16 protein-coding genes are annotated in these 23,918 nt (G+C 73.4%); 3 read left to right on the plus strand and 13 right to left on the minus strand.

Annotated elements, in window-relative coordinates; genetic code table 11:
• Positions 1 to 371: 371 nt before the first annotated feature.
• From pyk to ACTWP5_RS24455, 3 genes are all read right to left on the minus strand, one after another.
• Complete coding sequence (gene pyk / locus ACTWP5_RS24445; RefSeq protein ID WP_443223249.1) at positions 372 to 1,802, minus strand: pyruvate kinase; 1,431 nt, start codon at positions 1,800 to 1,802, stop codon at positions 372 to 374.
• Positions 1,803 to 1,909: 107 nt separating this feature from the next.
• On the minus strand, positions 1,910 to 3,370 hold the full coding sequence (locus tag ACTWP5_RS24450; protein WP_443223250.1) for a lysine N(6)-hydroxylase/L-ornithine N(5)-oxygenase family protein: 1,461 nt from the start codon (positions 3,368 to 3,370) through the stop codon (positions 1,910 to 1,912).
• Positions 3,357 to 4,844, minus strand: a complete 1,488-nt coding sequence (locus ACTWP5_RS24455; protein WP_443223251.1) for a pyridoxal phosphate-dependent decarboxylase family protein — start codon at positions 4,842 to 4,844, stop codon at positions 3,357 to 3,359. The genes ACTWP5_RS24450 and ACTWP5_RS24455 overlap by 14 nt, the downstream gene beginning before the upstream one ends.
• 231 nt (positions 4,845 to 5,075) lie before the next feature.
• On the opposite strand from ACTWP5_RS24455, the gene ACTWP5_RS24460 reads away from it, so the two are divergent.
• Positions 5,076 to 5,672: a hypothetical protein gene (locus ACTWP5_RS24460; protein ID WP_443223252.1), complete on the plus strand. Its 597-nt coding sequence runs from the start codon at positions 5,076 to 5,078 to the stop codon at positions 5,670 to 5,672.
• A 58-nt stretch (positions 5,673 to 5,730) separates the two neighbouring features.
• Here the strand turns inward: ACTWP5_RS24460 and ACTWP5_RS24465 are convergent, their stop codons facing one another.
• The 3 genes from ACTWP5_RS24465 to pepN form a co-directional block, all read right to left on the minus strand.
• Positions 5,731 to 5,991: a hypothetical protein gene (locus tag ACTWP5_RS24465; RefSeq protein ID WP_443223253.1), complete on the minus strand. Its 261-nt coding sequence runs from the start codon at positions 5,989 to 5,991 to the stop codon at positions 5,731 to 5,733.
• 89 nt (positions 5,992 to 6,080) lie between these two features.
• A complete protein-coding gene (locus ACTWP5_RS24470) occupies positions 6,081 to 6,743 on the minus strand; it encodes a dihydrofolate reductase family protein (RefSeq protein ID WP_443223254.1) in 663 nt (220 codons plus the stop codon).
• 92 nt (positions 6,744 to 6,835) lie between these two features.
• Complete coding sequence (gene pepN, locus ACTWP5_RS24475; protein ID WP_443223255.1) at positions 6,836 to 9,355, minus strand: aminopeptidase N; 2,520 nt, start codon at positions 9,353 to 9,355, stop codon at positions 6,836 to 6,838.
• Between the two features lie 266 nt (positions 9,356 to 9,621).
• Here pepN and ACTWP5_RS24480 point away from each other — a divergent pair, with 266 nt between their 5' ends.
• The gene (locus ACTWP5_RS24480) at positions 9,622 to 11,118 is read left to right on the plus strand and encodes a cytochrome P450 (RefSeq protein WP_443223256.1); all 1,497 of its coding nucleotides are present in this window, start codon (positions 9,622 to 9,624) and stop codon (positions 11,116 to 11,118) included.
• Positions 11,119 to 11,137: 19 nt separating this feature from the next.
• Here ACTWP5_RS24480 and ACTWP5_RS24485 read toward each other — a convergent pair whose 3' ends face one another.
• Positions 11,138 to 11,500 carry a chorismate mutase gene (locus tag ACTWP5_RS24485; protein WP_443223257.1) on the minus strand — a complete coding sequence of 121 codons (363 nt, stop codon included), beginning with the start codon at positions 11,498 to 11,500 and terminating at the stop codon, positions 11,138 to 11,140.
• Between the two features lie 76 nt (positions 11,501 to 11,576).
• Here ACTWP5_RS24485 and ACTWP5_RS24490 point away from each other — a divergent pair, with 76 nt between their 5' ends.
• Positions 11,577 to 12,692 (plus strand): serpin family protein, encoded by a 1,116-nt coding sequence (locus ACTWP5_RS24490; protein WP_443223258.1) that lies wholly within the window; start codon positions 11,577 to 11,579, stop codon positions 12,690 to 12,692.
• Between the two features lie 40 nt (positions 12,693 to 12,732).
• On the opposite strand, the gene ACTWP5_RS24495 is transcribed toward ACTWP5_RS24490, so the two are convergent.
• The 6 genes from ACTWP5_RS24495 to lgt all read right to left on the minus strand — a co-directional run bounded on the left by ACTWP5_RS24495 (position 12,733) and on the right by lgt (position 23,869).
• Positions 12,733 to 13,560 carry a carbohydrate ABC transporter permease gene (locus ACTWP5_RS24495; RefSeq protein ID WP_443223259.1) on the minus strand — a complete coding sequence of 276 codons (828 nt, stop codon included), beginning with the start codon at positions 13,558 to 13,560 and terminating at the stop codon, positions 12,733 to 12,735.
• Complete coding sequence (locus ACTWP5_RS24500; RefSeq protein ID WP_443223288.1) at positions 13,557 to 14,567, minus strand: carbohydrate ABC transporter permease; 1,011 nt, start codon at positions 14,565 to 14,567, stop codon at positions 13,557 to 13,559. Before ACTWP5_RS24500 ends, ACTWP5_RS24495 begins: the two co-directional genes overlap by 4 nt.
• 133 nt (positions 14,568 to 14,700) lie before the next feature.
• Positions 14,701 to 15,927, minus strand: a complete 1,227-nt coding sequence (locus ACTWP5_RS24505; protein WP_443223260.1) for a sugar ABC transporter substrate-binding protein — start codon at positions 15,925 to 15,927, stop codon at positions 14,701 to 14,703.
• Between the two features lie 327 nt (positions 15,928 to 16,254).
• On the minus strand, positions 16,255 to 17,718 hold the full coding sequence (locus tag ACTWP5_RS24510) for a glutamate synthase subunit beta (RefSeq protein ID WP_443223261.1): 1,464 nt from the start codon (positions 17,716 to 17,718) through the stop codon (positions 16,255 to 16,257).
• Positions 17,711 to 22,276, minus strand: a complete 4,566-nt coding sequence (gltB, locus tag ACTWP5_RS24515; protein WP_443223262.1) for a glutamate synthase large subunit — start codon at positions 22,274 to 22,276, stop codon at positions 17,711 to 17,713. The genes ACTWP5_RS24510 and gltB overlap by 8 nt, the downstream gene beginning before the upstream one ends.
• Before the next feature lie 537 nt (positions 22,277 to 22,813).
• Positions 22,814 to 23,869, minus strand: coding sequence for a prolipoprotein diacylglyceryl transferase (lgt, locus tag ACTWP5_RS24520; protein WP_443223263.1), 1,056 nt, complete (start codon positions 23,867 to 23,869; stop codon positions 22,814 to 22,816).
• Positions 23,870 to 23,918 lie beyond the last annotated feature (49 nt).

A 23,918-nucleotide genomic window follows, 5' to 3' on the forward strand; every position in this document is an offset into this window, starting at 1 on the left:
GCAAGTGCCCCCCGGACACCTCGCCGGACGCCTCCCGGACACGCCACCGGGCCCGCCGGCGGTACGCCGTCGGGCCCGGTCGATCCCTGAGAGGGGTCCCTGGTGGAGACGCGCCGAGGGCGGTCGGCGAGGTCACCTCGGGTCAGGCCACCGCGTCGGAGCGGCACGTCGCACGACGCGGCCCGACCCCCCGAACGCGACGCGACGCACACGCCTTCGGCCCCGCCCGGCGGCAGGGCCGCCGAGGGCCGATCCCGCCTACGCGGGGCGGGGTCGGTGCCGCGGTCGCCGTGCCGGCGGATCGGGGAGCGGCGTCCCGTGGCTTCGACGGCACGGCGGCGGAGGGAGCCGGACCCACGGCGTGGCAGCCGTCAGGGCGTGTCGTCCTCGCCCACGCGGTGGACCCTGACGAGGTTGGTGGTGCCGGGCGTGGCCGGCGGCGAGCCGGCGGTCATCACCACCAGGTCACCCTGGCGGCAGCGCTCCAGCCGCAGCAGCTGCTCGTCCATCTGCGCGACCATCTCGTCGGTGGTCTCGACGGTGGGGACGAGGTGGGTCTCCACCCCCCAACTCAGGGTGAGCTGCGCGTGGGTGTCGGGGTCGGGCGTGAAGGCGACGACCGGGATGGGCGAGCGGTACCGCGACAGGCGGCGGGCCGTGTCGCCGCTCTGGGTGAAGGCCACCAGCAGCGAGGCGCCGAGGAAGTCGCCGATCTCGGCGGCGGCGCGGGCCACGGCGCCGCCCTGGGTGTGGGGCTTGGTGGCCTCGGTCAGGGGCGCCAGGCCGTGGGAGAGCATGTCGTCCTCGGCCGCGGCGACGATGCGGCTCATGGTGCGGACGGTCTCCGTCGGGTAGCGGCCGACGCTGGTCTCGCCGGAGAGCATGACGGCGTCGGCCCCGTCCATGACGGCGTTGGCGACGTCGGACGCCTCGGCGCGGGTGGGGCGCGAGGAGTCGATCATGGAGTCGAGCATCTGCGTGGCGACGATGACCGGCTTGGCGTTGCGCCGGGTCAGCGCCACCGCGCGCTTCTGCACCAGGGGGACCTCCTCCAGCGGGACCTCGACGCCGAGGTCGCCGCGGGCGACCATCACGCCGTCGAAGGCGTCCACGATGTCCTGGAGGTTCTCCACGGCCTGCGGCTTCTCGACCTTGGCGATGACCGGGAGGAAGCGCGCCTCCTCGGCCATCACGCGGTGGACGTCCTTGATGTCGTCGCCGCTGCGCACGAACGAGAGGGCGATGATGTCGGCTCCGACGCGCAGCGCCCAGCGCAGGTCGTCCACGTCCTTGGTCGACAGGGCGGGCACCGAGACGGCGACGCCCGGGAGGTTGATGCCCTTGTGGTCGGAGACCAGGCCGCCCTCGGCGACCACGGTGTGGACGCGGGGGCCGTCGACGTCGGTCACGTCGAGCGCGACCCGGCCGTCGTCGACGAGGATGCGCTCGCCCGGGGTTACGTCCGAGGCGAGCCCCGGGTACGTCGTGCCGCACTGGCGGTGGTCGCCGACGACGTCCTCCGTGGTGATGGTGAATTCGTCGCCGCGCTCAAGGAGGACGGGGCCTTCCCCGAAGCTGCCGAGCCGGATCTTCGGCCCCTGGAGGTCGGCCAGAATTCCGATGCTGCGCCCCTTTTCCGCGGCGGCGCGACGGACCCGCTGGAGACGAAGCTCGTGTTCGCGGTGGCTGCCGTGGCTGAGGTTCAGACGTGCGACGTCCATTCCCGCCTCGACAAGCGCCACGATGCGCTCATATGAGTCAGTCGCAGGTCCAAGTGTGCAGACGATTTTCGCTCGGCGCATACGCCAACCCTAGGAGTTACCCGCAGGTAGAGGGCTATCGGGAAGTGACCACACGACGACCTCGTTTTAAAGAGACGCCCACAACGGGCCAAGCAATTCTCGAACGCTCACATTGAGCGGAATGCCGCTCTTTTGAGCTGCGCGGGCACGTGAACCTCCGCGACCTCCGTACGCGGCGCCCGCGATCCTTCCTTTCCCTCCGACGGACGACGCAGCCCGAACGTGGTGAAAGCGGCCCTGCGGGAGACCGGATACCGCCGCTCGCCGGTCAGGGAGTTGAGGATCGTCGCGCTGCGGTGGGCGAGGAGCCCGAGGTCCGGCGCGCCCACGCCGTGGGTGTGGCGTTCGGCGTTCTGCACGTAGACGCTGCCGGACACCTCCGGGGCGAGGTCGAGGCGGTAGTGGGCGTCGATCGAGGGGCGGCCGGAGGCGTCGCGGCGGACCACGGAGTTCAGGGTGGTGAGCAGGGGATCCAGGGGGCGTTCGCGGTAGCCCGTGGCGAGCACGAGCGCGCTGGTGGTCAGCCGCGAGCGTTCGCCCTGCTCCACGTGGTCCAGGTGGAGTTCGAGACGGGTGGTGCCGACGCGACCCGCGGTGCGGACGCTGACGCCGGGGGTGAGCAGCACGTCGGGCCACTCGCCCGCCACCGTGCGGCGGTAGAGCTCGTCGTGGAGGGCCGCGAGGGTCTCGTGGTCGATCGCCCGGTGCAACTGCCACTGCCGCTCCACGAGGTGGTCGCGGACCGCCTCCGGCAGGGCGTGGAAGTACCGGGTGTAGTCGGGGGTGAAGTGTTCGAGGCCGAGCTTGCTGTACTCCATGGGGGCGAACGCGGGGGTGCGGGCGAGCCAGGCCAGGCGCTCCCGGCCGGCCGGGCGGTGACGCAGCAGGTCGAGGACGATCTCGGCGCCGGACTGGCCGGCGCCGACGACCGTGACGTGCTCGGCGGCCAGCAGCCGCTCGCGGTGGTCGAGGTAGTCGGCGGAGTGGCAGACGGGGACGGTGGCGGCCTCGGCGAGGGGGCGCATGACCTCCGGGAGGTGGGGGGCGGTGCCGATGCCGATGACGAGGTGTCGGGCGTGGCGCCGCAGGACGGCCTCGACCTCGCCGTCCGCGCCGAGGCGGGTGACGTCGACGTCGAAGACCTCGTGTTCCGGGTTCCAACGGACGGCGTCGACCTGGTGGCGGAAGTGGAGCCCCGGCAGGCGCTCGCTGACCCACCGGCAGTAGGCGTCGTACTCGGCGCGGTCGGGGTGGAGGCGCTCGGCGAAGTAGAAGGGGAAGAGCCGGCCGGTGTGGCGCAGGTAGTTCAGGAAGCTGTGCCGGCTGGTGGGGTCGACGAGGGTGACGAGGTCGGCGAGGAAGGGGACCTGGAGCGTCGCGCCGTCGATGAGGAGCCCCGGGTGCCAGCGGAAGGTGGGGCGCCGCTCGTAGAAGGCGGCGGTCAGGCCGGGCAGTGGCTGGGCGAGGGCGGCGAGCGAGAGGTTGGCCGGGCCGACGCCGACGCCGAGGAGGTCCAGCGGACGGTCGGGGAGGGATCCGGGAGCCGGCGCGGCGTCAGGCGCGGTCATGACAGGGGTCCTTCTGCGAGAGCGTGGGGGCAGCGTGAGGGGTGGGCGCGTGGTCGACGACGAGCTTGACGAGGGCGGCGAGATCGGCGGGGCCGACCTCGGGGTTGAGGAGGGTGGCCTTGAGCCAGGTGCGCGGCGGCCCGCCGGGGCGGCGGGGGTCGGCCGCGCGGGCGCGGCCGAGGACGGCCCGGCCGTCGAGGAGGAGGTGGCGGCGGACCTCGGCCACCTCCTCGTCGCTGGCGTGGGCCGGCCGGAAGAGGACCGTCGAGATCGTCGGGCGGGAGTGCAGGCGCAGGCCGGGCTCCGCGTCGACGAGGTCGGCGAGTTCCTCGGCCGCGGCGCAGGTGCGGTCCACCAGCGCGCGCAGGCCGGCCCGGCCGAGGGCCCGCAGCGTGACCGCGATCTTGAGGGCGTCGGGGCGGCGGGTGGTGCGCAGCGAGCGGCCGAGGAGGTCGGGCAGACCCGCGTCGGTGTCGTCCTCGGCGTTGAGGTACTCGGCGCGGTGCGCCAGGGGACGCAGGAGGCCGGCGTCGGGCACGGTCAGCAGGCCGGCGGCGACGGGCTGCCAGCCGAGCTTGTGGAGGTCCAGGGCGACGCTGTCGGCCCGTTCGAGACCGGTGAGCTTGGGGCGGTGACGCTCGCTGAGCAGCAGGAGCCCGCCGTAGGAGGCGTCGACGTGGAGGGCGGTGGGACGACGGGCGCGGTGGGCGGCGACGACGTCGGCGAGGGCGTCGAGGGGGTCGAGCGCGCCGCTGTCGGTGGTGCCGGCCGTGGCGACGACGAGGGCGGGGCTCGCGGGTCCCGGTGGGCAGCGCAACGCGTCGAGCCGGTCGAGCGCGGCGCGCACGTCGGCGGGATCGAGGACGCCCCGCGGGGTGGGCAGCACGACGGGGGCGGGCAGGCCGAGCAGCCAGGCGGCGCGGTGGACGCTGTGGTGGGCGTTGGCGCCGCAGACGATGGTGAGCCCCCCGCCGCGCGCCCCTCCCGTGCCGCACTCCCCCGCGGCCGCCAGGTGTTCACGGGCGAGCAGCACGCCCAGCAGGTTCGACTCGGTGCCGCCCGTGGTGATCAGGGCGTCGGGGTCCGCTCCCCGGGGATGGACCTCGGCGGCGAGGACGCGGGTGAGACGCTCCTCCAGCGCGGAGGCCGCGGGGGCCTGGTCCCAGGAGTCCATCGAGGGGTTGAGGGCGCTCGCGGCCAGGTCGGCGGCGACGGCGACGGCCAGGGGCGGACAGTGCAGGTGGGCGGCGCAGAGCGGGTCGGCCGGGTCGGCGGCGCCGGCCGCGAGGACGTGGACGTGGTCGCGGAGCGCGGCGTGGGCGCCGTCGGTGAGTGCGGCCAGGACGGTGTCGAGGAGGGGCCGCAGAGCCCGCGGTCCCGCCACGCCGCCCGCCCACTCCCGCCCCGCCTCGTCGGGACGGCACGGGCCGGGGAGGGCGCGCTGGCCGGATTCGTCGTGGGCGGGGGCGGACATGGGCGCCTTCCGGGGGGTTCGGGCCGGTGCGGGCGGGAGCGCGGCCGGAGGGGGTGACGGCCTGTCACGGCCGGGACGGGCCACAAGCTACGCCCGGAGCACGGAGGTTCAGCGCGCGTTTCCGCTCGTTCGCCCGAACGAGGGAATCTCGGACGAGAACCAGCTGGCGATGTGCTATGTCCAGCGACCGAGGGTGAGCGGGCCGCTCCGTTCCGGAGCTAGGGTGCCCCCATGGAGACCTCTCAGAGTCCGAGAGAGCGAGCGGACCGGTTCGCCGCCGCCCTGGTGATGCTGGGGCACACACCCCGGAGGCTGGCGGAGCCGGAGGAGGACCTCCTCCGGCAGCAGGCGACGTTGGTCGCGGCGGCGGCGCTGCCGTACGTGGAGAGCGCGGCCGATCCCGCCGTCAGCGGACAGCCGCCGGTCTTCGCCGAGGCGGTGCAGACGGTGCACGGCTACCCCGGCGACCCCCACCACCCGGTGCACGACCACCTGATCACCCACCTCGGGTTCGCCGCGCAGTACGTGCACGCCCTGTTCGGGCAGGTCCCCGGTCAGCGACGGCCGGAGACCCTGCGCGTGCTGCTCGCGTTCAGCCTGGCGATGCTGGGCGGCGCCGCCGGGGTGCACGACCGGGTGCGGTCGGCCCACATGGGGGTGGTCAGGGGTACGGACGAGGAGCGGGTGGAGGCGGTGAGCTACGTCTTCGACGCCGCGGAGCTGACGCGGCTGGCCCGCCACGTGGCCCAGACAGCGCAGGAGTTCGTCGCCCATCTCGACCAGGTGGCGCCGGAGGCGGGGCCGCACGAGGCGGCGGAGGGCGCGTGAGCGCTCGCCCGAGGCGCGCCCTCCACCGGCCGGCGTCACGTGGCGGTGGCGGGGCCGCTCAGTCGTAGTCGCAGTCGTTCTGACCCGCGCCGCCCGCGGAGCCGCCGACGCTGCCGCGGCCGCCGCCGCCCCGCCCGCCGCTGCTGCGTTCGGGGGCCGCGACCTGCTGGAGGACCGACTCGGAGGTGCCCGTGTCAGGACTCGTCGCGAGCGTGTCCCGTAGGGCGGGAGCGGAGTCGCAGTCCCTGCCGCCGTTGCAGGCGGCGAGCAGCGGGAGGGTGACGGCGAGTGCCGCGAGAGCTGTGACGGCTCGCTTCATCAGAGGGATGACCTTCTGTTCTCGTGGTGACGGCTGGCGTGTGCCAACTCGCCCGGCACCGTATCGGGTTGGTCCGGGGCATGCATGCGTCACACGCCTGTTCCCCTGATCCCGCGCATCCTCTCCTCGTAGGTGTCCAGGTCGAAGCTGCCGTACGTCGGCTCACCGGCGCGCTCGTACTCGCAGTACACGGCGCCGCCCGCGGTCTGGCGGGAGTGGGTCAGGCGCAGGGCGGCCGGGGCGGTGCCCTCGGCGAACAGGCGCTTGCCGGTGCCCAGCACCACCGGCTCGACGACCAGCCGGTACCGGTCGACGAGGTCGTGCCGTTGCAGGGTGGCGATGAGGTCGGTGCTGCCCTGGACGTTGATCTCGCCGTCGGTGCCCTCCTTCACCTCGGCGACGGCCCGGCCCACGTCGCCGCTCAGCAGCTGGGCGTTGTGCCAGGTGACGCGGTCCAGGCTGCGGGAGGCGACGTACTTGGGGGCCGCGTTGAGCTTCGCCGCGACGGGGTCCTCCTCGTCGGTGATGTGCGGCCAGTGCGCGGCGAAGATCTCGTAGGTCCTGCGTCCGAGGAGGAAGGCGCTGAAGCCGGCGAACTGCTCGTCGATGATCGCGCCGAGGTCCTCGGTGAAGTACGGGACCGACCAGCCGCCGTGCGGGAAGCCGCCGTCGCGGTCCTCGTCGGGGCCGCCGGGCGCCTGCATCACGCCGTCCAACGTGACGAAGGCCGAGACGCTCAGGATGCCGCTCATGGTTGTCTCCCTGGGGTCTTGAGCACCCCGGCCGCGGCCGGCCGGGGTGTGCGGGTGCCTACCTCAGGTCAGACTCGGGTGGTGCGGGGACCTCATCGGCTCCTGACACGCAGGGCGCGGCGCAGGTCGTCCAGTTGGTCGGTCAGGCCGCGGCGCAGTGCCGGGATGAGGTCGTCGCCGGCCAGGCACTCCTCGCCGAGGCGGAGCGTCTCGGGCTCGACGAGGGCCCACGGGAAGGCGTCGATGGCCGCGGCCTGGGCCAGGGCGTGGCCACGGCGGGCCGCCAGCTCGGTGGCGGCCGGGAAGTACCGGGCGACGTAGGGGGCGAGAAGCTCGCGCTGCTCGGGGGCCCAGAAGCCCTGGGCGGTGGCGACGAAGAGGTAGTTCGACAGGCGGTCGGCCGGGTCGAACAGGGCCTCCCACGCGGCCTCCTTGGCCGCCGCCTCGGGCAGCGCGGCGCGGCAGCGGGCGGCGCCCTGCTCGCCGACGGCGCTCGGGTCGCGCTCGGTCTCGGCCGCGATCTCGCCCTCGTCGGTGGCGCCGAGTGTGGCGAGGCGGTGCAGGGCGCTCCAGCGCAGCTCCTGGTCGAGGGCCGGGCCGCCGGGCACGGTGCCGGCCTCCCACCAGCCCCGGAGCTCGGCCGGGTCCGTGGCGGCGGCGATCACGGTGCGGGCCGCGACGAGCCGGCGGTCGGCGCCGGTGCCGGTGGACCCGGGCGGGCTCTCCAGCAGGTCGTGGGCGAGGTCGGTGAGCGTGGCCAGCGCCCCGGTGCGCCGGTCGGGCGCGAGGTAGCGGTCGACGAGGTGGCGGCGTGCGAAGTTCAGGACGCCCTCGATGATGGCGGTGGAGGTCTCACCGGGGAGGTTGGCGCGGGCCGCGGCGAGGTGGTCGGCCGGGTCGAGCTCGCCGTCGCGCACCATGTCGCGGGCGGCGTTCCACACGACGCAGCGGGTGAGGGGGTCGGGGAGGGAGGACAGGGTGCGTTGGGCGGTGGCCCAGGAGGCTGGGTCGAGGCGCACCTTGGCGTAGGTGAGGTCGCCGTCGTTGACGACCAGGAGGGCGGGCCGCGGGCCGGCGTGGGTGTGGGTGGAGGTGCCGTCCTCGGCGGTCAGCTCGATCTCGTGCCGCTCGCGGACGACGACGCGGCCGGGCTCGGCGGGCGCCTCGTCGTAGACGCCGAGGCGCAGCCGGTGCGGGCGTCCGCCGGTGTGGGTCAGGCGCAGCCGCCACGCGTCGGCGTCGGTCTCGACGACCGGGGCGAGGGTGTCGGGGGTCGAGGTCCGCAGCCAGGCGTCGGCCCAGGTGTGGACGTCGCGGCCGGAGGCGCGGGCCATCGAGTCGATGAAGTCCGCCAGGGTGGCGTTGGCGAAGCGGTGGCGGGCGAAGTGGTCGTTGATGCCGGCCAGGAAGCTCTCCTCGCCGAGCCAGGTGACCAGCTGGCGCAGCGCGGAGGCGCCCTTGGCGTAGGAGATCCCGTCGAAGTTGAGCCAGGCGGAGGCGGTGTCGGGGACGTCCTCGGGCGCGGGGGCGACGGGGTGGGTGGAGGGGCGCTGGTCGGCGTCGTAGCCCCAGGGCTTGCGGGTGGTGGCGAACTCGATCCAGGGGTTGTGGTGGGTGGCGTCGGTGAGCACCTGGTAGCCCATGAACTCGGCGAAGGACTCGTTGAGCCAGACGTCGTCCCACCAGCGGAGGGTCACGAGGTCGCCGAACCACATGTGGGCCATCTCGTGGGCGATGACGGTGCCGCGCAGCTCGCGTTGGGTGTCGGTGACGGCGGAGCGGTGGATGAACTCGTCGCGGAAGGTGACCAGTCCCGGGTTCTCCATCGCCCCGGCGTTGAACTCGGGGACGAACGCCTGGTCGTAGGAGTCGAACGGGTAGGGCTCGGTGAAGATCTCCTGGTACCGGTCGAAGCAGCGGCGGGTGATGTCGAGGATCTCCTCGGCGTCCTTGTCGAGGTGCTCGGCGAGGGAGCGGCGCACGTGGAGACCGAAGGGCAGCCCGGCGTGCTCGGTGCGCACCGAGTGGTACGGGCCGGCGGCGACCGCGAGCAGGTAGGTGCTGATGGGCGGCGTGGGGGCGCAGCTGAAGCGGCCCGGCTCGCCGGGGACGGGGGTGGCGACGCCGTTGCCGAGGACGGTCCAGCCCGTCGGGGCCGTGACGTGGACGGTGAAGACGGCCTTGAGGTCGGGCTGGTCGAAGAGCGCGGCGACCTTGGGGCCCTCGGTCATGCAGCACATGCTGTAGAGGTAGGTCAGGCCGTCGGCCGGGTCGGTGAAGCGGTGCATGCCCTCGCCGGTGCGCGAGTACCGCATGTCCGCCTCGACGCGCACCTCGTGCTCGCCGGCGGTCAGGCCGGTCAGCGGCAGGCGGCCGTCGTCGAGGAGATCCGTGGCCAGTTCGCGTCCGTCGAGGGTGACGCGATGGAGGGTGGCCGGCTCCACCTCGACGAAGGTGTCGCCCCGCTCCCGCGCGGTGAAGCGGACCGTGGTGGTGGAGGCGAAGGTCTCCTGACCGGTGTCGGCGCCCCTGAGGTCCAGGTCGACGGTGTACTGGTGGACGTCCAGGAGGCGGGCGCGGGCCTCCGCCTCGCCGCGTGTGAGTGATGCCATGCGGGCCATGGTGCCGCACGGTGCACGGATCACGCCCTGTTTTAATCGCGCCCGTCGGGGCTAGGCTGACGCCCGCTCGGGGTGAGGTGCCACGCCACGCGCTGGCGGCGCGGGCGCCGACGGACACCCTCCGCCCCCGCGCACGGCCCCCCGGGCCGCGACGAGCCGCCGTCCGGCCCTGGCAGCGAGGACACGTCCGCCAGGGCACGCGTGCCAGCGCACACCCCGTCACGTCTTCATGCCAGGACACCGAGGGACGACACGTCATGGACACCCACCTCCCCCCGCCACCGGGCGCCCGGGGCCGCGCCGGCACGCCGCTGGCGGAGCAGCCCCTGGAGCCCCTGATGACCCGGGACTTCGAGACCCGCCCCGCGCTGGTCTACGAGCGGCTGCGCGCCCGGCACGGCCCCGTCGCCCCCGTGGAGCTGTACGGCGTCCCGGTGTGGCTCGTCCTGGGGTACCGCGAGGTGATGGACATCCTGCGGGACGAGAGCCAGTGGAAGAAGGACATCGGTCACTGGCGGCCCTACCGGGAGGGCCGGGTGCCCCCGGACTGGCCGCTGCTGCCGGCGTACCACGTGAGCCACCTGCTGCACCAGGACGACCAGCGGCGGATGGCGACCCGCGCGGCGGTGGACCAGGCGCTGCGGCCCTACCAGGAGCCGGGGCAGCCGCAGGCCGTGGAGCTGGCGGCGGCCGTGGAGCGGTACGTGGACGAGCTGATCACCTTCTTCGCCAACGGCCAGGGCAGCGGCTTCGTGGACCTGTGCTCGCAGTTCGCCCGTCCGCTGCCGCTGATGGTCATCAACCGGCTGTTCGGCTTCCCGGTGGAGCAGGGCGACGACATCTTCATGGACGCCTGGCGGATGGTGGACTCGGGCCCCGACGCGGGGGAGGCCATCGGGCGGCTGATCGCGTCGACGACGGAGCTGGCCGCGTACCGGCGGGAGCATCCGGGGGACGACCTGACGACGCGGCTGCTCCAGGCGGACCCGCCGCTCACGCCCGAGGAGATCGGCATGGAGCTGTACGCCATGCTCGTCTTCTCCGACCTGGTCTCCCACACGATCACCAACAGCGTCGTGGAGGTGCTGGCGGGCAACACCTGGGCGCAGGAGAGCCTGGCGGTGGGGACCTTCCAGGAGCTGGTCAACCGGGTCCACATCGCCTCGCCGCCGTGGACCAACCTGGCGATGCACTTCCCCGTGACCGACGTGACGCTGGGGAACTACCACGTGGCGGCCGGGGACGGCGTGGTGCCCTCGGTCGCGGCGGCGCACGGCGACCCGCTCTTCGCCGACGCGGTGGGCGACGCCGTCACGAGCTCGCGCGCGCACCTGGCGTGGGGTGCCGGGCCGCACGTGTGCCCCTCGCGGGAGCTCGCCGAGATGATGAGCGCGAAGGCGGTGACCCGCCTGTTCGAGCGGTGCGACGTGGAGCTGAGCCTGCCCGTCGACCAGCTGCCGTGGCGCTCGTCGCTGTACGTGCGGGCGGTGCGCTCGCTCCCCGCGACCTTCCGGATGCGGTGGCCGGGGGGCGGGGGCGCGGGGGCGCCGGCCGCCGCGCCCGGACGGCCGGGCGGTGCGGCGGCGGGCGAGCCGGTGGGAGCCGTCGCCGGAGGCGGCGACGGGGGCCCGGTCGACGGCGGGGCGGCCGTGTCGACCCCGGCGTCAGTGTCGGCGTCGCAGGAGCGGCCCCGGTCCCGGCTGTGGCGCTTCCTCGCGAGCATGCGCCCCGGCCAGCGGCAGCAGCAGGGCTGAGCCCCTCCCCCACCCCGGGTCAGTGCGCGGTGTGTCGGCCCGCGAGGGTCTCGTGGTGCCGGATCACCTCGGCGATGATGAAGTTCAGGAGCTTCTCCGCGAAGGCCGGGTCGAGCCTGGCCGTCTCGGCGAGCTGGCGCAGCCGCGTGATCTGGCGGGCCTCCCGGGCCGGGTCGGCGGCCGGCAGGTCGTGGGCGGCCTTGAGCCGGCCGACGCGCTGGGTGCACTTGAAGCGCTCGGCGAGGATGTGGACGAGGGCGGCGTCGATGTTGTCGATGCTCTCGCGCAGCGCGAGCAGTTCCGCCCTGACCTCGTCGTCGAGCTCGTCGGGGGTGCCAGGGGCGTCGCGGCTGTCGGTGCCCGTTCCGGTGCGGCTGTCCATGTGGTCAGCTTAGGCCGCTGGAACGGGCGGGGCCGCACGCGCGTCCTCGCCCTCGACGTCACGGGAGGGCGGAGCGATGGTGGCAGGAACGGCGCTGGTCGGGCACGGCGGCGCGGTGCGGGGGCTGGCGGAGCGCTGGCTGGCGATGGCGGCGCGCCCGGAGGAGGACCTGGCGTGCTCCCCGGCGGGCCTGTGGCTGGCGCTGGGCGCCGTGGCGGCGGGCGCGCGGGAGGCCACGGCGCGGGAGCTGCGGGAGCTGCTGGGGGTGGCGGGCGAGGAGGCCGCGCCGGCCGTCACGGAGGTGGCGCGGGAGCTCGGGCGCACGGAGGCGTTGGGCGTGGCGACCGGGGTGTGGGCGCGGGTGCCGGTATGCCGCGCGCTGCGGGAGGCGCTGCCGGAGATCGGCTTCGGGGGCGCTCCCGACCAGGCGGCGATCGACGCCTGGGTGGACGAGGCGACCGACGGGCTGATCCCGCGGCTGCCGGTCACCGTGACGCCCGAGACGCTGCTGGTGCTGGTCAACGCGCTGCTGCTGAAGGCGCGGTGGGAACGGCCGTTTCCCGGGTGGCTGACCGGCGAGCTGCCGTTCACCGACGCGTTCGGGGCACGGCACGGTGTGGCGACGATGCGCCAGACGCTGCCGGTCGCCGACGCCTGGCGGGTGGGGCGCGGCCGGGACGAGGTCAGCGTGGTCCAGTTGCGCTGTGCGGCCGGCGGCGCGGGCGGGCTGCCGGCGGTGGCGCGGTTCGTGCTGGGCGCCGAGGGTCTGGCGCCGGCGCGGGTGCTGGCCGCCGCCTGGGCGGAGCCCGCCCGTCGGTCGGCCTTCGAGGCGGACCAGGTCAGCGTGGCGCTGCCGCGGCTGTCGTTGCGGTCGCGGCTGTCGCTGCTGCCGCAGCTGGCGCGGCTCGGGGTGCGGACGCTGGGGACGCCGGCCGCCGACCTGTCCGGGCTGTCGCCGGAGCGGCTCATGGTCAGCCAGGTGGTGCAGGAGTGCGTGCTGAAGGTCGCGGAGGAGGGGGTGGAGGCGGCGGCGGTCACGGCCGTGACGGCGCGGGCCGGCTCGGCGCTGCTGCGGCCACCGCGCGTCCACCAGGTCCGCTTCGACCGGCCCTTCGGCGTCGTGCTGCTCGACGGCGAGGGCGCCGTTCCGCTCTTCACGGCCTGGCAGGCCTCGGCGCCCGTCGGGCCGTAGCCCGCGGGCGCCGGAGGCCCGCCCGCGGGGGCCCACCCCGTCAGCGGATCGCGCCGGCGGCGAGGCCGCCGGCGAGGCGGCGCTGCACGAGGACGAAGAAGATCAGGACGGGGAGCGTGATCAGGGTGGAGCCGGCCATGACCGCGCCCCACTCCGTCTCGTACTGACCGAAGAAGCGGTGGAGGCCGACGGCCGCGGTCCACTTCGTGTCGTCCTGGAGGAAGGTGACGGCGAAGACGAACTCGTTCCACGCGACGATGAACGCGAAGACGCTCGTGGCCACGAGGCCCGGCGCCACCAACGGCAGCAGCACCGAGCGGAACATCCGCCACCAGCCGCAGCCGTCGAGGTAGGCCGCCTCCTCCACCTCCTTCGGCACCGCCGCGACGAAGCCCCGCAGCGTCCACACCGCGAAGGGGAGGGAGAACGCGAGGTAGACGATGGTCAGGCCGAGGAGGCTGTTGAGCAGCTCCAGGTCGCGCATCTGGAGGAAGAGCGGGATGACCAGCGCCTCCAGCGGCACCATCTGCACGACCAGGATCAGGACCAGCACCGTGGTCCGCATCCGGAACGCGAAGCGGGCCATCGCGACGGCGGCGAAGAGCGCCAGCAGGCCGGAGAGCAGGACGGTGCCGACGCCCACGAGCGCGGAGTTCAGGAGATACCCGCCGAACTCCCCCGTCTCCAGAACGTACCGGAAGTGGTCGAGCGTGACGCCCGAGGGCACGACGGACGAGCCGCGGTGGTCGGCGCCGGGGTCGAAGGCGGAGCTGACCATCCAGTAGACCGGGAAGAGCGTGAAGGCCAGCAGGGCCGTCACGGCGACGACGAGTCCGACGCGGCGGGCGGGGGACGATCGGGTCCTCACAGCGTGTCCCCCTCCTTCTCTCGGAACAGTGCCCTGACGTAGACGACGGTGATGCCCAGCAGGAGCACCGTGAGCAGCACGGCGATGGCCGACCCCATGCCGTACTCGTTCCTGCTGAAGGACTGGATGTAGGACCACACGCCGAGGTTGAGGACCTCGGGGTTGGAGCCCGCGCCGCCCGGCATCAGGTAGATCTGGGCGAAGACCTTGAAGTCCCAGATGGTGGACAGGATGGTGACGACCATGAAGACGGGACGGATGGTCGGGACCGTGATCCGCCAGAAGCGCTGCCAGGCGTTGGCTCCGTCCATGAGGGCCGCCTCGGGCAGCTCCTTCGGGATCGTCAGCAGCCCGGCGAAGACGGTGATGGCGACGAACGGGAAGCCGTGGTGGACGACGTTGAGGGTGGCGATGGCGTAGAAGGACCAGCGGTCGGTGAACCAGTTCGTCTCGCGCGGCTCGATCATGCCGAGGTTGTCCAGGCCACCGCTGACGACGCCGTCCAGCGGGTCGAAGATCCAGATCCAGACGTAGGTTCCGGTGACGGCCGGCATCGCCCAGGCCATCATGATGACGGTGGAGCAGATGACCCGCCAGACGGGTCCCAGGCGCTGGAGGAGCAGCGCGACCAGGGTGCCGACGACCACGGTGAGCGCCACGCAGGTGAGCGCGAAGAGCACCGTGTTGGGCAGCACCGTCTGCCAGAGGAACGAGTCGCTGAGGATCTCCTGGTAGTTGTCCAGGCCGTTGTAGTTCGACTCGCCGGTGTTGATCTCGCGGAGGCCGTAGTCCTGGAAGGACAGCATCACGACGCGGACGATCGGCCACAGCAGGAGGACGGCCAGCACGACCAGCGCCGGGGTCAGCAGCAGCCAGGGCCGCAGCGCGCGGCGGGTCCGCACGCCGCGCCCGGGTCCCGGGCCGGGGCGCCGCGACGGGCCCCGGCCCGCCGGGGTCCCCGGCCTGGCGGCGGGGTCGTGCTTCGTGAGGGAGCCGTCGAGTGTCACGGGTTCGACGGAGACGGGCGGTGCGGGGGCGGCGGCCCGCGGAGGGGCGCCGCCGGTGTCCGGCGAGCCCGGCCGCCCGTCGGGGGCGGCCGGGCTCGGGCGCTCGTCGTCGCGGTCGCCCGTGGCGTCGAGGTCAGCTGCTGCCAAAGGTCTCGTCCATTGCTGCCGCGGCGTCGTCGGCGGCGTCCTGCACCGACTTGTCGCCGGAGAGGATGGCCTGGAGCATCTGCGGGACCACCTGCTCACCCTGGATGACGCCGTAGTGCTCGGTCACGGGGACGCTCGCCCCCGCCTCGCCCATCTGGGTGGCGAACGGGGCGACCAGCGGGTCGTTCTCCGCCTGCACGGCCTCCAGCTGGGACTGCTGGCCGGGGAAGTACCCGGACTGCTCGGCCCACTGGGTGGCGAACTCGCCGGTGGTCATCAGCTTGATGAACTCCCAGGCCAGGTCGGGCTGGTCGCTGCTGAACTCGCCCAGCAGCGAGCCGCCGACGAAGGAGGGGCTGTAGCCCTCGGTCTGCCCGGGGATCGGCACGACGCCCAGGCGCTCCTCCCAGGTGGGGTCGTCCTCCAGCAGGGTGGCGACGGTCCAGTTGCCGTTGATGACCATGGCCGCCTCGCCGTTCTGGAAGCTCTCCAGCTGGTCGGTCTCCAACCAGGTGTTGGCGGCGGCGACGGACAGGTCGTCCTCGGTGGCGAGGGAGGTGTAGAACTCGATGCCCTCGACGGCCTCGGGCTGGTTGATCGTCGCCGTCCACTCCCCGTCGCCGTTCTGCTCGGCGAGCTGGCCGCCGGCGCCCCAGATGAAGGCGTCCACGGCGTACTCGCCGCCGCCCATCACCGGGAACGGGATCATGTCCGGCTCCAGGTCCTTCAGCTCCAGGGCGACCTCGCGCAGCTCCTCCCACGTGGTCGGGGGCTGAAGGTCGTGCTCGGCGAAGACGTCGGCGCGGTACATCAGCGAGCGGGTGCCGGCGTACCAGGGCATGCCGTAGGTGGCGCCCTCGACGGTGGCGGCCTCCTTCAGCGCGGGGACCAGGTCGTCGGACAGGCCGTCGGCCTCGATGTTCGAGGTCAGGTCGGTCAGGGCGCCGGCGGCGCCGAACTCGGCCGCCCAGGTGGTGCCGATCTCGGCGACGTCGGGCAGCTCGCCGCCGGCCATGGCGGTGGTGATCCGGTCGTGGGCCTCGGCCCACTGGATGAAGTCGACGTTCAGCTCGGCGCCGGTCTGCTCGGTGAAGGCGCGCTCGACGTCGCGGAAGAAGGGCTCGGCGTCGGGGTTGGTGCCCTCCATGATCCACACGTCGAGCGTCTCGACGTCGCTCCCGCCCTCGCCGCCGTCGTCACCACAGGCGGTCACCAGGCCGAGGGAGAGTATGGCGGCCGCGGCGACGGCGCGTGGCGTGCGTCGGGGGGAGGGTCTCCCCCCGGGAGCGTGTGGCGTTCGTGACATGCCGGTCCCCTCCGGGGTGTGTCCTCGTCAAACGAGGGTGACGGGGTGGGTTGAGCGTTGATTGTGGCAGTGAGGACTAGACCAGGCCAGGGCGGCACATCACGGAACGGCACCGATTGTGGTCTAGACCTATAACTATCACCGAACGGCGGACACGGCCCCTGGAACGCGCGAGGGCCGGCCAGTCGCGAGTGACTGGCCGGCCCTCGTGGGGTGGAACGGGCGCTGGCGGCGTCAGACCGCGAGCGCCCGGTCGGTGGGACGGACCGGGTACGGCAGGGCGGACTCGCCCGTCAGGTACCGGTCCACGCCGCGCGCGGCGGCGCGGCCCTCGGCGATGGCCCAGACGATCAGCGACTGGCCGCGGCCCGCGTCGCCCGCGGCGAAGACGCCCTCGACGTTCGTCGCGTAGTCGGCGTCGCGCGCGATGTTGCCGCGCTCGTCGAGCGTGAGGCCGAACTGCTCGACCAGCCCGTTGGCCTGGTCGGTGCCGGTGAAGCCCATGGCGAGGGTCACCAGCTGCGCCGGGATCCTGCGCTCGGTGCCCTCCTTCGGCGTGAGGCGGCCGTCCACGAACTCGACCTCGACCAGGTGCAGCCACTGCACGGCGCCGTCGGCGTCGCCCTCGAAGTGGGTGGTGGAGACGGAGTAGACGCGCTCGCCGCCCTCCTCGTGGGCGCTGGTGACCTTGTACGTCATCGGGAAGCTCGGCCACGGCTGGTGGCCGGGCCGGGTGTCGCCGGGACGCGGCATGATCTCCAGCTGGGTGACGGAGGCCGCGCCCTGCCGGTGGGCGGTGCCCACGCAGTCCGCGCCGGTGTCGCCGCCGCCGATGACGACGACGTGCTTGCCCGCCGCCGTGATGGGGGACTCGGCGAGGTCGCCCTCCTGCACCTTGTTGGCCAGCGGCAGGTACTCCATGGCCTGGTGGATGCCGGCCAGCTCGCGGCCCGGCACCGGCAGCTCGCGCGGCGTGGTGGCGCCGGCGGCGACGACCACCGCGTCGTAGCGGCGGCGCAGCGCGGCGGCGTCGACGTCGCGGCCGACCTCGACGCCCGTGCGGAAGGTGGTGCCCTCCTCCCGCATCTGCGCGATGCGCCGGTCGAGGTGGCGCTTCTCCATCTTGAACTCGGGGATGCCGTACCGCAGCAGGCCGCCGACGCGGTCGGCGCGCTCGTAGACGGCGACGGTGTGACCCGCCCGCGTCAGCTGCTGGGCCGCGGCCAGGCCCGCCGGCCCGGAGCCGATGACGGCGACGGTCCTGCCCGAGAGGCGCTCGGGCGGCTGCGGGGCGATGATCCCGGCCTCCCACGCCCTGTCGACGATCGTGACCTCGACGTTCTTGATGGTGACGGCCGGCTGGTTGATGCCCAGCACGCAGGCCGACTCGCACGGCGCGGGGCACAGCCGCCCGGTGAACTCGGGGAAGTTGTTGGTGGCGTGCAGCCGCTCGCTGGCGGCCTCCCAGTCGCCGCGGTAGGCGTAGTCGTTCCACTCGGGGATGAGGTTCCCGAGCGGACAGCCGTTGTGGCAGAACGGGATGCCGCAGTCCATGCAGCGGCTGGCCTGCCGGCTGATGACGGGCAGCAGCGAGCCGGGAACGTAGACCTCGTTCCAGTCGCGGACCCGCTCGGCGACGGGGCGGCTGCGCGCGGTCTCGCGCTCGGGGTGGGTGAGGAAGCCCTTGGGGTCAGCCATTCGCCGCCTCCATCATCTTCTCGTGGGTCTCGGACTCGCTCAGGCCCGCGCGCTCGGCGGCGTCCTTGGCGGCGAGGACCGCCTTGTAGGTGGTGGGCATGATCTTGCTGAAGCGGGCCGCCGCGGCCTCCCAGTCCTTCAGCAGCCGGTCGGCGACCGTGGAGCCGGTCTCCTCCGCGTGGCGGCGCACCGTGTCGTGCAGCCAGGCGCGGTCGGCGTCGTCGAGCTCCTCGATGGCCACGTACTCGGGGTTGACGTCGCGCGGGTCGAGGTCGACGACGTAGGCGACGCCGCCCGACATGCCGGCCGCGAAGTTGCGGCCCATCGAGCCCAGCACCACGGCCCTGCCGCCGGTCATGTACTCGCAGCCGTGGTCGCCGACGCCCTCGGCGACGACCGTCGCGCCGGAGTTGCGGACGCAGAAGCGCTCGCCGACCCGGCCGCGCAGGAAGATCTCGCCGCCGGTGGCGCCGTAGGCGATGACGTTGCCCGCGATGATCGAGAACTCCGGCAGGTGGTCGGCGGACCGGTCCGGGCGGACGACGACGCGACCGCCGGACAGGCCCTTGCCGACGTAGTCGTTGGCGTCGCCCTCCAGCCGGAGCGTGACGCCGCGGGGCAGGAAGGCCCCGAACGACTGGCCGGCCGAGCCGGTGAAGGTGATGTCGATGGTGTCGTCGGGGAGGCCGGCGCCGCCGAAGCGGCGGGTCACCTCGTGGCCCAGCATGGTGCCGACGGTGCGGTTGATGTTGCGGATCGGCAGCTGGGCGCGGACGGGCTGCGCCTCCTCCTGGGTCGCCGCGCCCAGGGCGTCGGCGGACAGGCGGATCAGCTCGTTGTCCAGCGCCTTGGCCAGCCCGTGGTCCTGTTCCGTGGTGTGGTGGCGGGCGGCGCCGTCGGGCAGCTCGGGCACGTACAGCAGCGGGGCCAGCTCCAGGCCCTGCGCCTTCCAGTGGTCCACGGCGCGGGAGACGTCCAGCACCTCGGCGTGGCCCACGGCCTCGGCGAGGGTGCGGAAGCCGAGCTCGGCCAGCAGCTCGCGGACCTCCTCCGCGATGTAGGTGAAGAACGTCTCGACGAACTCGGGCCTGCCGGAGAAGCGCTCGCGCAGTACCGGGTTCTGGGTGGCGATGCCGACCGGACAGGTGTCGAGGTGACACACGCGCATCAGGACGCAGCCGGAGACGACGAGCGGAGCGGTGGCGAAGCCGAACTCCTCGGCGCCCAGCAGGGCGGCGATCACGACGTCACGGCCGGTCTTCAGCTGGCCGTCGGTCTGGACGACGATCCGGTCGCGCAGCCCGTTGAGCAGCAGCGTCTGCTGCGTCTCCGCCAGGCCGAGCTCCCAGGGGCCGCCCGCGTGCTTGAGGGAGGTCAGCGGGGAGGCTCCCGTGCCGCCGTCGTGGCCCGAGATGAGGACGACGTCGGCGTGGGCCTTGGAGACGCCCGCGGCGACGGTGCCGACGCCCACCTCGGAGACCAGCTTCACGTGGATGCGGGCCGCGGGGTTGGCGTTCTTCAGGTCGTGGATGAGCTGGGCGAGGTCCTCGATGGAGTAGATGTCGTGGTGCGGTGGCGGGGAGATCAGGCCCACGCCGGGGGTGGAGTGCCGGGTCCTGGCCACCCACGGGTAGACCTTCTGACCGGGCAGCTGGCCGCCCTCGCCGGGCTTCGCGCCCTGCGCCATCTTGATCTGGATGTCGTCGGCGTGGACCAGGTACTCGCTGGTGACGCCGAAGCGGCCGGAGGCCACCTGCTTGATGGCGCTGCGCCGCTCGGGGTCGACGAGACGGTCGGGGTCCTCGCCGCCCTCGCCGGTGTTGGACTTGGCGCCCAGCCGGTTCATGGCGATCGCGAGAGTCTCGTGCGCCTCCTTCGAGATCGAGCCGTAGCTCATCGCGCCGGTGGAGAAGCGGCGGACGATCTCGCTGGCGGGCTCGACCTCCTCGATCGGCACCGGCGGACGCTCGCCGGTCCGCAGCCGGAACAGGCCCCGGAGCGTCATCAGGCGCTCGGACTGCTCGTTCACGCGCTCGGTGTACTGGCGGAAGATGTCGTAGCGCCGCTCGCGGGTGGAGTGCTGGAGCCGGAAGACGGTCTCGGGGTCGAACAGGTGCGGCTCGCCCTCGCGGCGCCACTGGTACTCCCCACCGATCTCCAGGTCGCGGTGGGCCGGGGCGATGCCGGTGGCCGGGTAGGCCCGGCTGTGGCGGGCGGCGGTCTCGCGGGCGATGACGTCGATGCCGACGCCGCCGATCTTGCTGGTGGTGCCGTGGAAGTACGTGTCGACGAACTCCTGGTCGAGGCCGACGGCCTCGAAGACCTGGGCGCCGCAGTAGGAGGCCACGGTGGAGATGCCCATCTTGGACATCACCTTCAGCACGCCCTTGCCGAGCGCCCTGATGAGGTTGCGGATCGCGGTGTGGGCGTCGAGTCCGGGCAGGTAGGTGCCGCGGGCGACGAGGTCCTCGACCGACTCCATCGCGAGGTAGGGGTTGACCGCCGCCGCGCCGTAGCCGATGAGCAGCGCGACGTGGTGCACCTCGCGCACGTCGCCCGCCTCCACCAGCAGCCCGACCTGCGTCCGCTGCTTGGTGCGGATCAGGTGGTGGTGGACGGCGGAGGTGAGCAGGAGGGAGGGGATCGGCGCGTGCTCGGCGTCGGAGTGCCGGTCGGACAGCAGCAGCAGGCGGGCGCCGTCGGCGATCGCGGCGTCGGCCTCCGCGCAGATCTCGGTCAGCCGGTCGGCCAGGGCCTGGCCGCCACCGGCGACGCGGTAGAGGCCGCTGAGGGTCACGGCGGCGAAGCCGGGCAGGTCGCCGTCGGCGTTGATGTGGACGAGCTTGGCCAGCTCGTCGTTGTCGATGACCGGGAAGGACAGCGTCACGGCGCGACAGGAGGCAGCGGTGGTGTCCAGCAGGTTGCCCTCGGGGCCGAGGGAGGTCTGCAGGGAGGTGACCAGCTCCTCGCGGATGGCGTCCAGCGGGGGGTTGGTGACCTGGGCGAACAGCTGGCTGAAGTAGTCGAAGATGAGGCGGGGCCGGTCGGAGAGGGCGGCGATCGGGGTGTCGGTGCCCATGGAGCCGATCGGCTCCGCTCCGGTCCTGGCCATGGGGGTGAGCAGGACCCGCAGCTCCTCCTCGGTGTAGCCGAAGGTCTGCTGCCGGCGCGTGACGGAGGCGTGGGTGTGGGCGACGTGCTCGCGCTCCGGCAGGTCGGCCAGGTCGATCAGGCCGGCGGCCAGCCACTCGGCGTAGGGGTGCTCGGCGGCCAGCCGCTCCTTGATCTCGTCGTCCTCGATGATGCGGTGCTCGGCCGTGTCCACCAGGAACATGCGGCCGGGCTGGAGCCGACCCTTGCGGACCACCCGTGCGGGGTCGATGTCCAGGACGCCGACCTCGGACGAGAGCACGACCAGGCCGTCGTCGGTGACCCAGTACCGCCCCGGGCGCAGGCCGTTGCGGTCGAGGACCGCGCCGACCTGGGTGCCGTCGGTGAAGGTGACGGCGGCCGGGCCGTCCCACGGCTCCATGATCGTCGAGTGGAACTGGTAGAACGCGCGGCGGGCGGGGTCCATCGACGCGTGGTTCTCCCACGCCTCGGGGACCATCATCAGCACGGCGTGGGCCAGCGGCCGGCCGCCGAGGTGCAGCAGCTCCAGCACCTCGTCGAAGCTGGCGGAGTCCGACGCCTCGGGGGTGCAGATCGGGAAGGCCCGCTCCAGCGCGCTGCGGCCCTCGACCGTGGCGCCGAAGAGGTCGCTGACCAGCTGCGACTCGCGGGCCCGCATCCAGTTGCGGTTGCCCTGGACGGTGTTGATCTCGCCGTTGTGCGCGACGTAGCGGTAGGGGTGGGCCAGCGGCCAGCTCGGGAAGGTGTTGGTGGAGAAGCGGGAGTGGACCAGCGCGATGGCGGTGGTCAGGCGGCGGTCGGAGAGGTCGGGGAAGAACGGCTCCAGCTGCCCGGTGGTGAGCATGCCCTTGTAGACGAGGGTGCGCGAGGACAGGGAGGGGAAGTAGACGCCGGCCTCGTGCTGGGCGCGCTTGCGCAGCACGTAGACGACGCGGTCCAGCTCGACGCCGGTGCGCTCGCCTCGCGGGTCGGCGAGGAAGAGCTGCCGGAAGGTCGGCATGGTGGCGCGGGAGGCGGCGCCGAGCAGCTCGGGCGCGACGGGCACGTCCCGCCAGCCGAGCACCGTCAGGCCCTCCTCGGCGGCCAGGCCCTCGACGGTGGCGGCGGCCGCGTCCGCCCCGGCCGGGTCGGCGGGCAGGAAGGCCGCGCCGACGGCGTAGGCGCCGGGGGACGGCAGCGTGAAGGGGACGACCTCGCGGAGGAAGGCGTCGGGGATCTGGATGAGGATGCCGGCGCCGTCGCCCGTGTCCGGGTCGGACCCGGTGGCGCCACGGTGGTCGAGGTTGCGCAGGACGGTGAGGGCCTGGTCGACCAGCTCGTGGCTGGGATCGCCGGTGAGCGTGGCGACAAAGCCGACGCCACAGGCGTCGTGCTCGAAGCGTGGGTCGTACATCCCCTGCGCTGCCGGGTGGGACGCAGAACGCATCGGCTCTCCCGTCGTCGTCTGGTGTGCTGGTTCCGAGGGACGACGTTGGCCCTGGCGAAGAGATGAAATTTTCGTGCAGGTTACACGATGACCCGATTCCCGGGTGATGGATAGCTGAGTCCACGATACGGACTCTGCGCCGTCATGGGGATACCGGAGATGGCGGATATGCCCGCCGAAAGTGTGAGGGAGGGCCGCCAGCGCCACTGCTCGCGGACCGCGGTGCTCATGCCCACCGACAAGGAACTGAAACCCCGCGGAAACAATCCTCACCCGTGGCGTTCACCCGGCGTACGCAGCGTTGCGGACCCCGGGCCCGGCGTCCGAGCGGCGGCGGGAGCGGGACCCGGCGCCGCCCCCGCCGCGAGGGCGTGACCGGGGCCGTCACCCGCCGCGGGGCTGCCCGGGCACGCGACGGCGCGCCCCGTGGGAGGGCGCGCCGTGGGCGAGGAGTCCGTCTCGCGGGTCCTCATGGACCGGGGAGCCCGGGAGACCGGGGAGCCGGCCCCGGGCCCCGGGACGGGGTCGTGGGGAGGGTCAGGCGGACCTGTCGCCGGGCTCGTCGTCCTGGGCGCCCTTGCGGAGGGTGGGACCGGCGCCGGAGACGGACGCCGGAGAGTCCTCCGTGTCCTCCCGCGACGCGTCGCGCTCGCCGGCCGCCGGATCGTCGGCCGGCGCCTCCGCCGCCGTCTCGGTCTCGGCCTCGGCGGCGGCACGGCCGTCCTCGTCGCCCGCCGCCTCGGCGCCCTCCGCCGTCACCGTGTCATCGTCCGCGTGCCTGTCCACCCCAGGCTCCACCTGCGTCGGGCGACCGGGCGCGCGGCGGGCGGACACCACCATGTAGGCGACGGCCGCGAGGAAGACCACCAGGGAGGTCCAGTTGTTCAACCGCAGGCCGAGGACCTCGTGGGCCTCGTCGATCCGCAGCGACTCGATCCAGAAGCGCCCCGCGGTGTAGGCCGCGACGTACAGCGCGAACGCCCGGCCGTGTCCGAGCCGGAAGCGTCGCTCCGCCCAGATCACCAGGACGGCGACGCCCACGCACCACAGGGACTCGTAGAGGAAGGTGGGGTGGTACGTGCCCTCGTCCAGGCCGTTGTCGATCTCCACGGCCCAGGGCACGTCGGTGGCGCTGCCGTAGAGCTCCTGGTTGAACCAGTTGCCCCAGCGGCCGATCGCCTGGGCGAGGGCGATGCCGGGGGCGATGTCGTCCGCCAACTCCGACAGCGCGATGCCGCGGCGCCGGCAGGCGATCCACGCGCCGAGCGCGCCGCCCGCGATCGCGCCCCAGATGCCGATGCCGCCGTCCCAGATCTTGAAGGCGTCGACCGGGTCGCGGCCCTCTCCGAAGTAGAGCTGGTAGTCGGTGGCGACGTGGTAGATCCGGGCTCCGATCAGACCCGCGGGCACCGCCCACACCGCGATGTCCGCCACGGTGCCGGGGCGACCGCCGCGCGCGACCCAGCGCCGGTTGCCGAGCCAGATGGCGACGAAGACACCGACGATGATGCACAGCGCGTAGCCGCGCAGCGGGAACGGTCCGAGGTGGATCTCGCTCTCGCTGGGGCTCGGGATAGAGGCAAGGATCTCCATGGTGTGCCCGACGGTACCGTGCCCGGTGCCCGACACGGAATCGGCGACC

This window comes from Streptomyces sp. 4N509B (assembly GCF_052245655.1).
Classification (GTDB): domain Bacteria; phylum Actinomycetota; class Actinomycetes; order Streptomycetales; family Streptomycetaceae; genus Streptomyces.

Bases quoted from the DNA above. Each gene is read 5' to 3' on its own strand.
- pyk (WP_443223249.1), bottom strand. From the start codon at position 1,802: ATGCGCCGAGCGAAAATCGTCTGCACACTTGGACCTGCGACTGACTCA.
- ACTWP5_RS24450 (WP_443223250.1), bottom strand. From the start codon at position 3,370: ATGACCGCGCCTGACGCCGCGCCGGCTCCCGGATCCCTCCCCGACCGT.
- ACTWP5_RS24455 (WP_443223251.1), bottom strand. From the start codon at position 4,844: ATGTCCGCCCCCGCCCACGACGAATCCGGCCAGCGCGCCCTCCCCGGC.
- ACTWP5_RS24460 (WP_443223252.1), top strand. From the start codon at position 5,076: ATGGAGACCTCTCAGAGTCCGAGAGAGCGAGCGGACCGGTTCGCCGCC.
- ACTWP5_RS24465 (WP_443223253.1), bottom strand. From the start codon at position 5,991: ATGAAGCGAGCCGTCACAGCTCTCGCGGCACTCGCCGTCACCCTCCCG.
- ACTWP5_RS24470 (WP_443223254.1), bottom strand. From the start codon at position 6,743: ATGAGCGGCATCCTGAGCGTCTCGGCCTTCGTCACGTTGGACGGCGTG.
- pepN (WP_443223255.1), bottom strand. From the start codon at position 9,355: ATGGCATCACTCACACGCGGCGAGGCGGAGGCCCGCGCCCGCCTCCTG.
- ACTWP5_RS24480 (WP_443223256.1), top strand. From the start codon at position 9,622: ATGGACACCCACCTCCCCCCGCCACCGGGCGCCCGGGGCCGCGCCGGC.
- ACTWP5_RS24485 (WP_443223257.1), bottom strand. From the start codon at position 11,500: ATGGACAGCCGCACCGGAACGGGCACCGACAGCCGCGACGCCCCTGGC.
- ACTWP5_RS24490 (WP_443223258.1), top strand. From the start codon at position 11,577: ATGGTGGCAGGAACGGCGCTGGTCGGGCACGGCGGCGCGGTGCGGGGG.
- ACTWP5_RS24510 (WP_443223261.1), bottom strand. From the start codon at position 17,718: ATGGCTGACCCCAAGGGCTTCCTCACCCACCCCGAGCGCGAGACCGCG.
- gltB (WP_443223262.1), bottom strand. From the start codon at position 22,276: ATGCGTTCTGCGTCCCACCCGGCAGCGCAGGGGATGTACGACCCACGC.
- lgt (WP_443223263.1), bottom strand. From the start codon at position 23,869: ATGGAGATCCTTGCCTCTATCCCGAGCCCCAGCGAGAGCGAGATCCAC.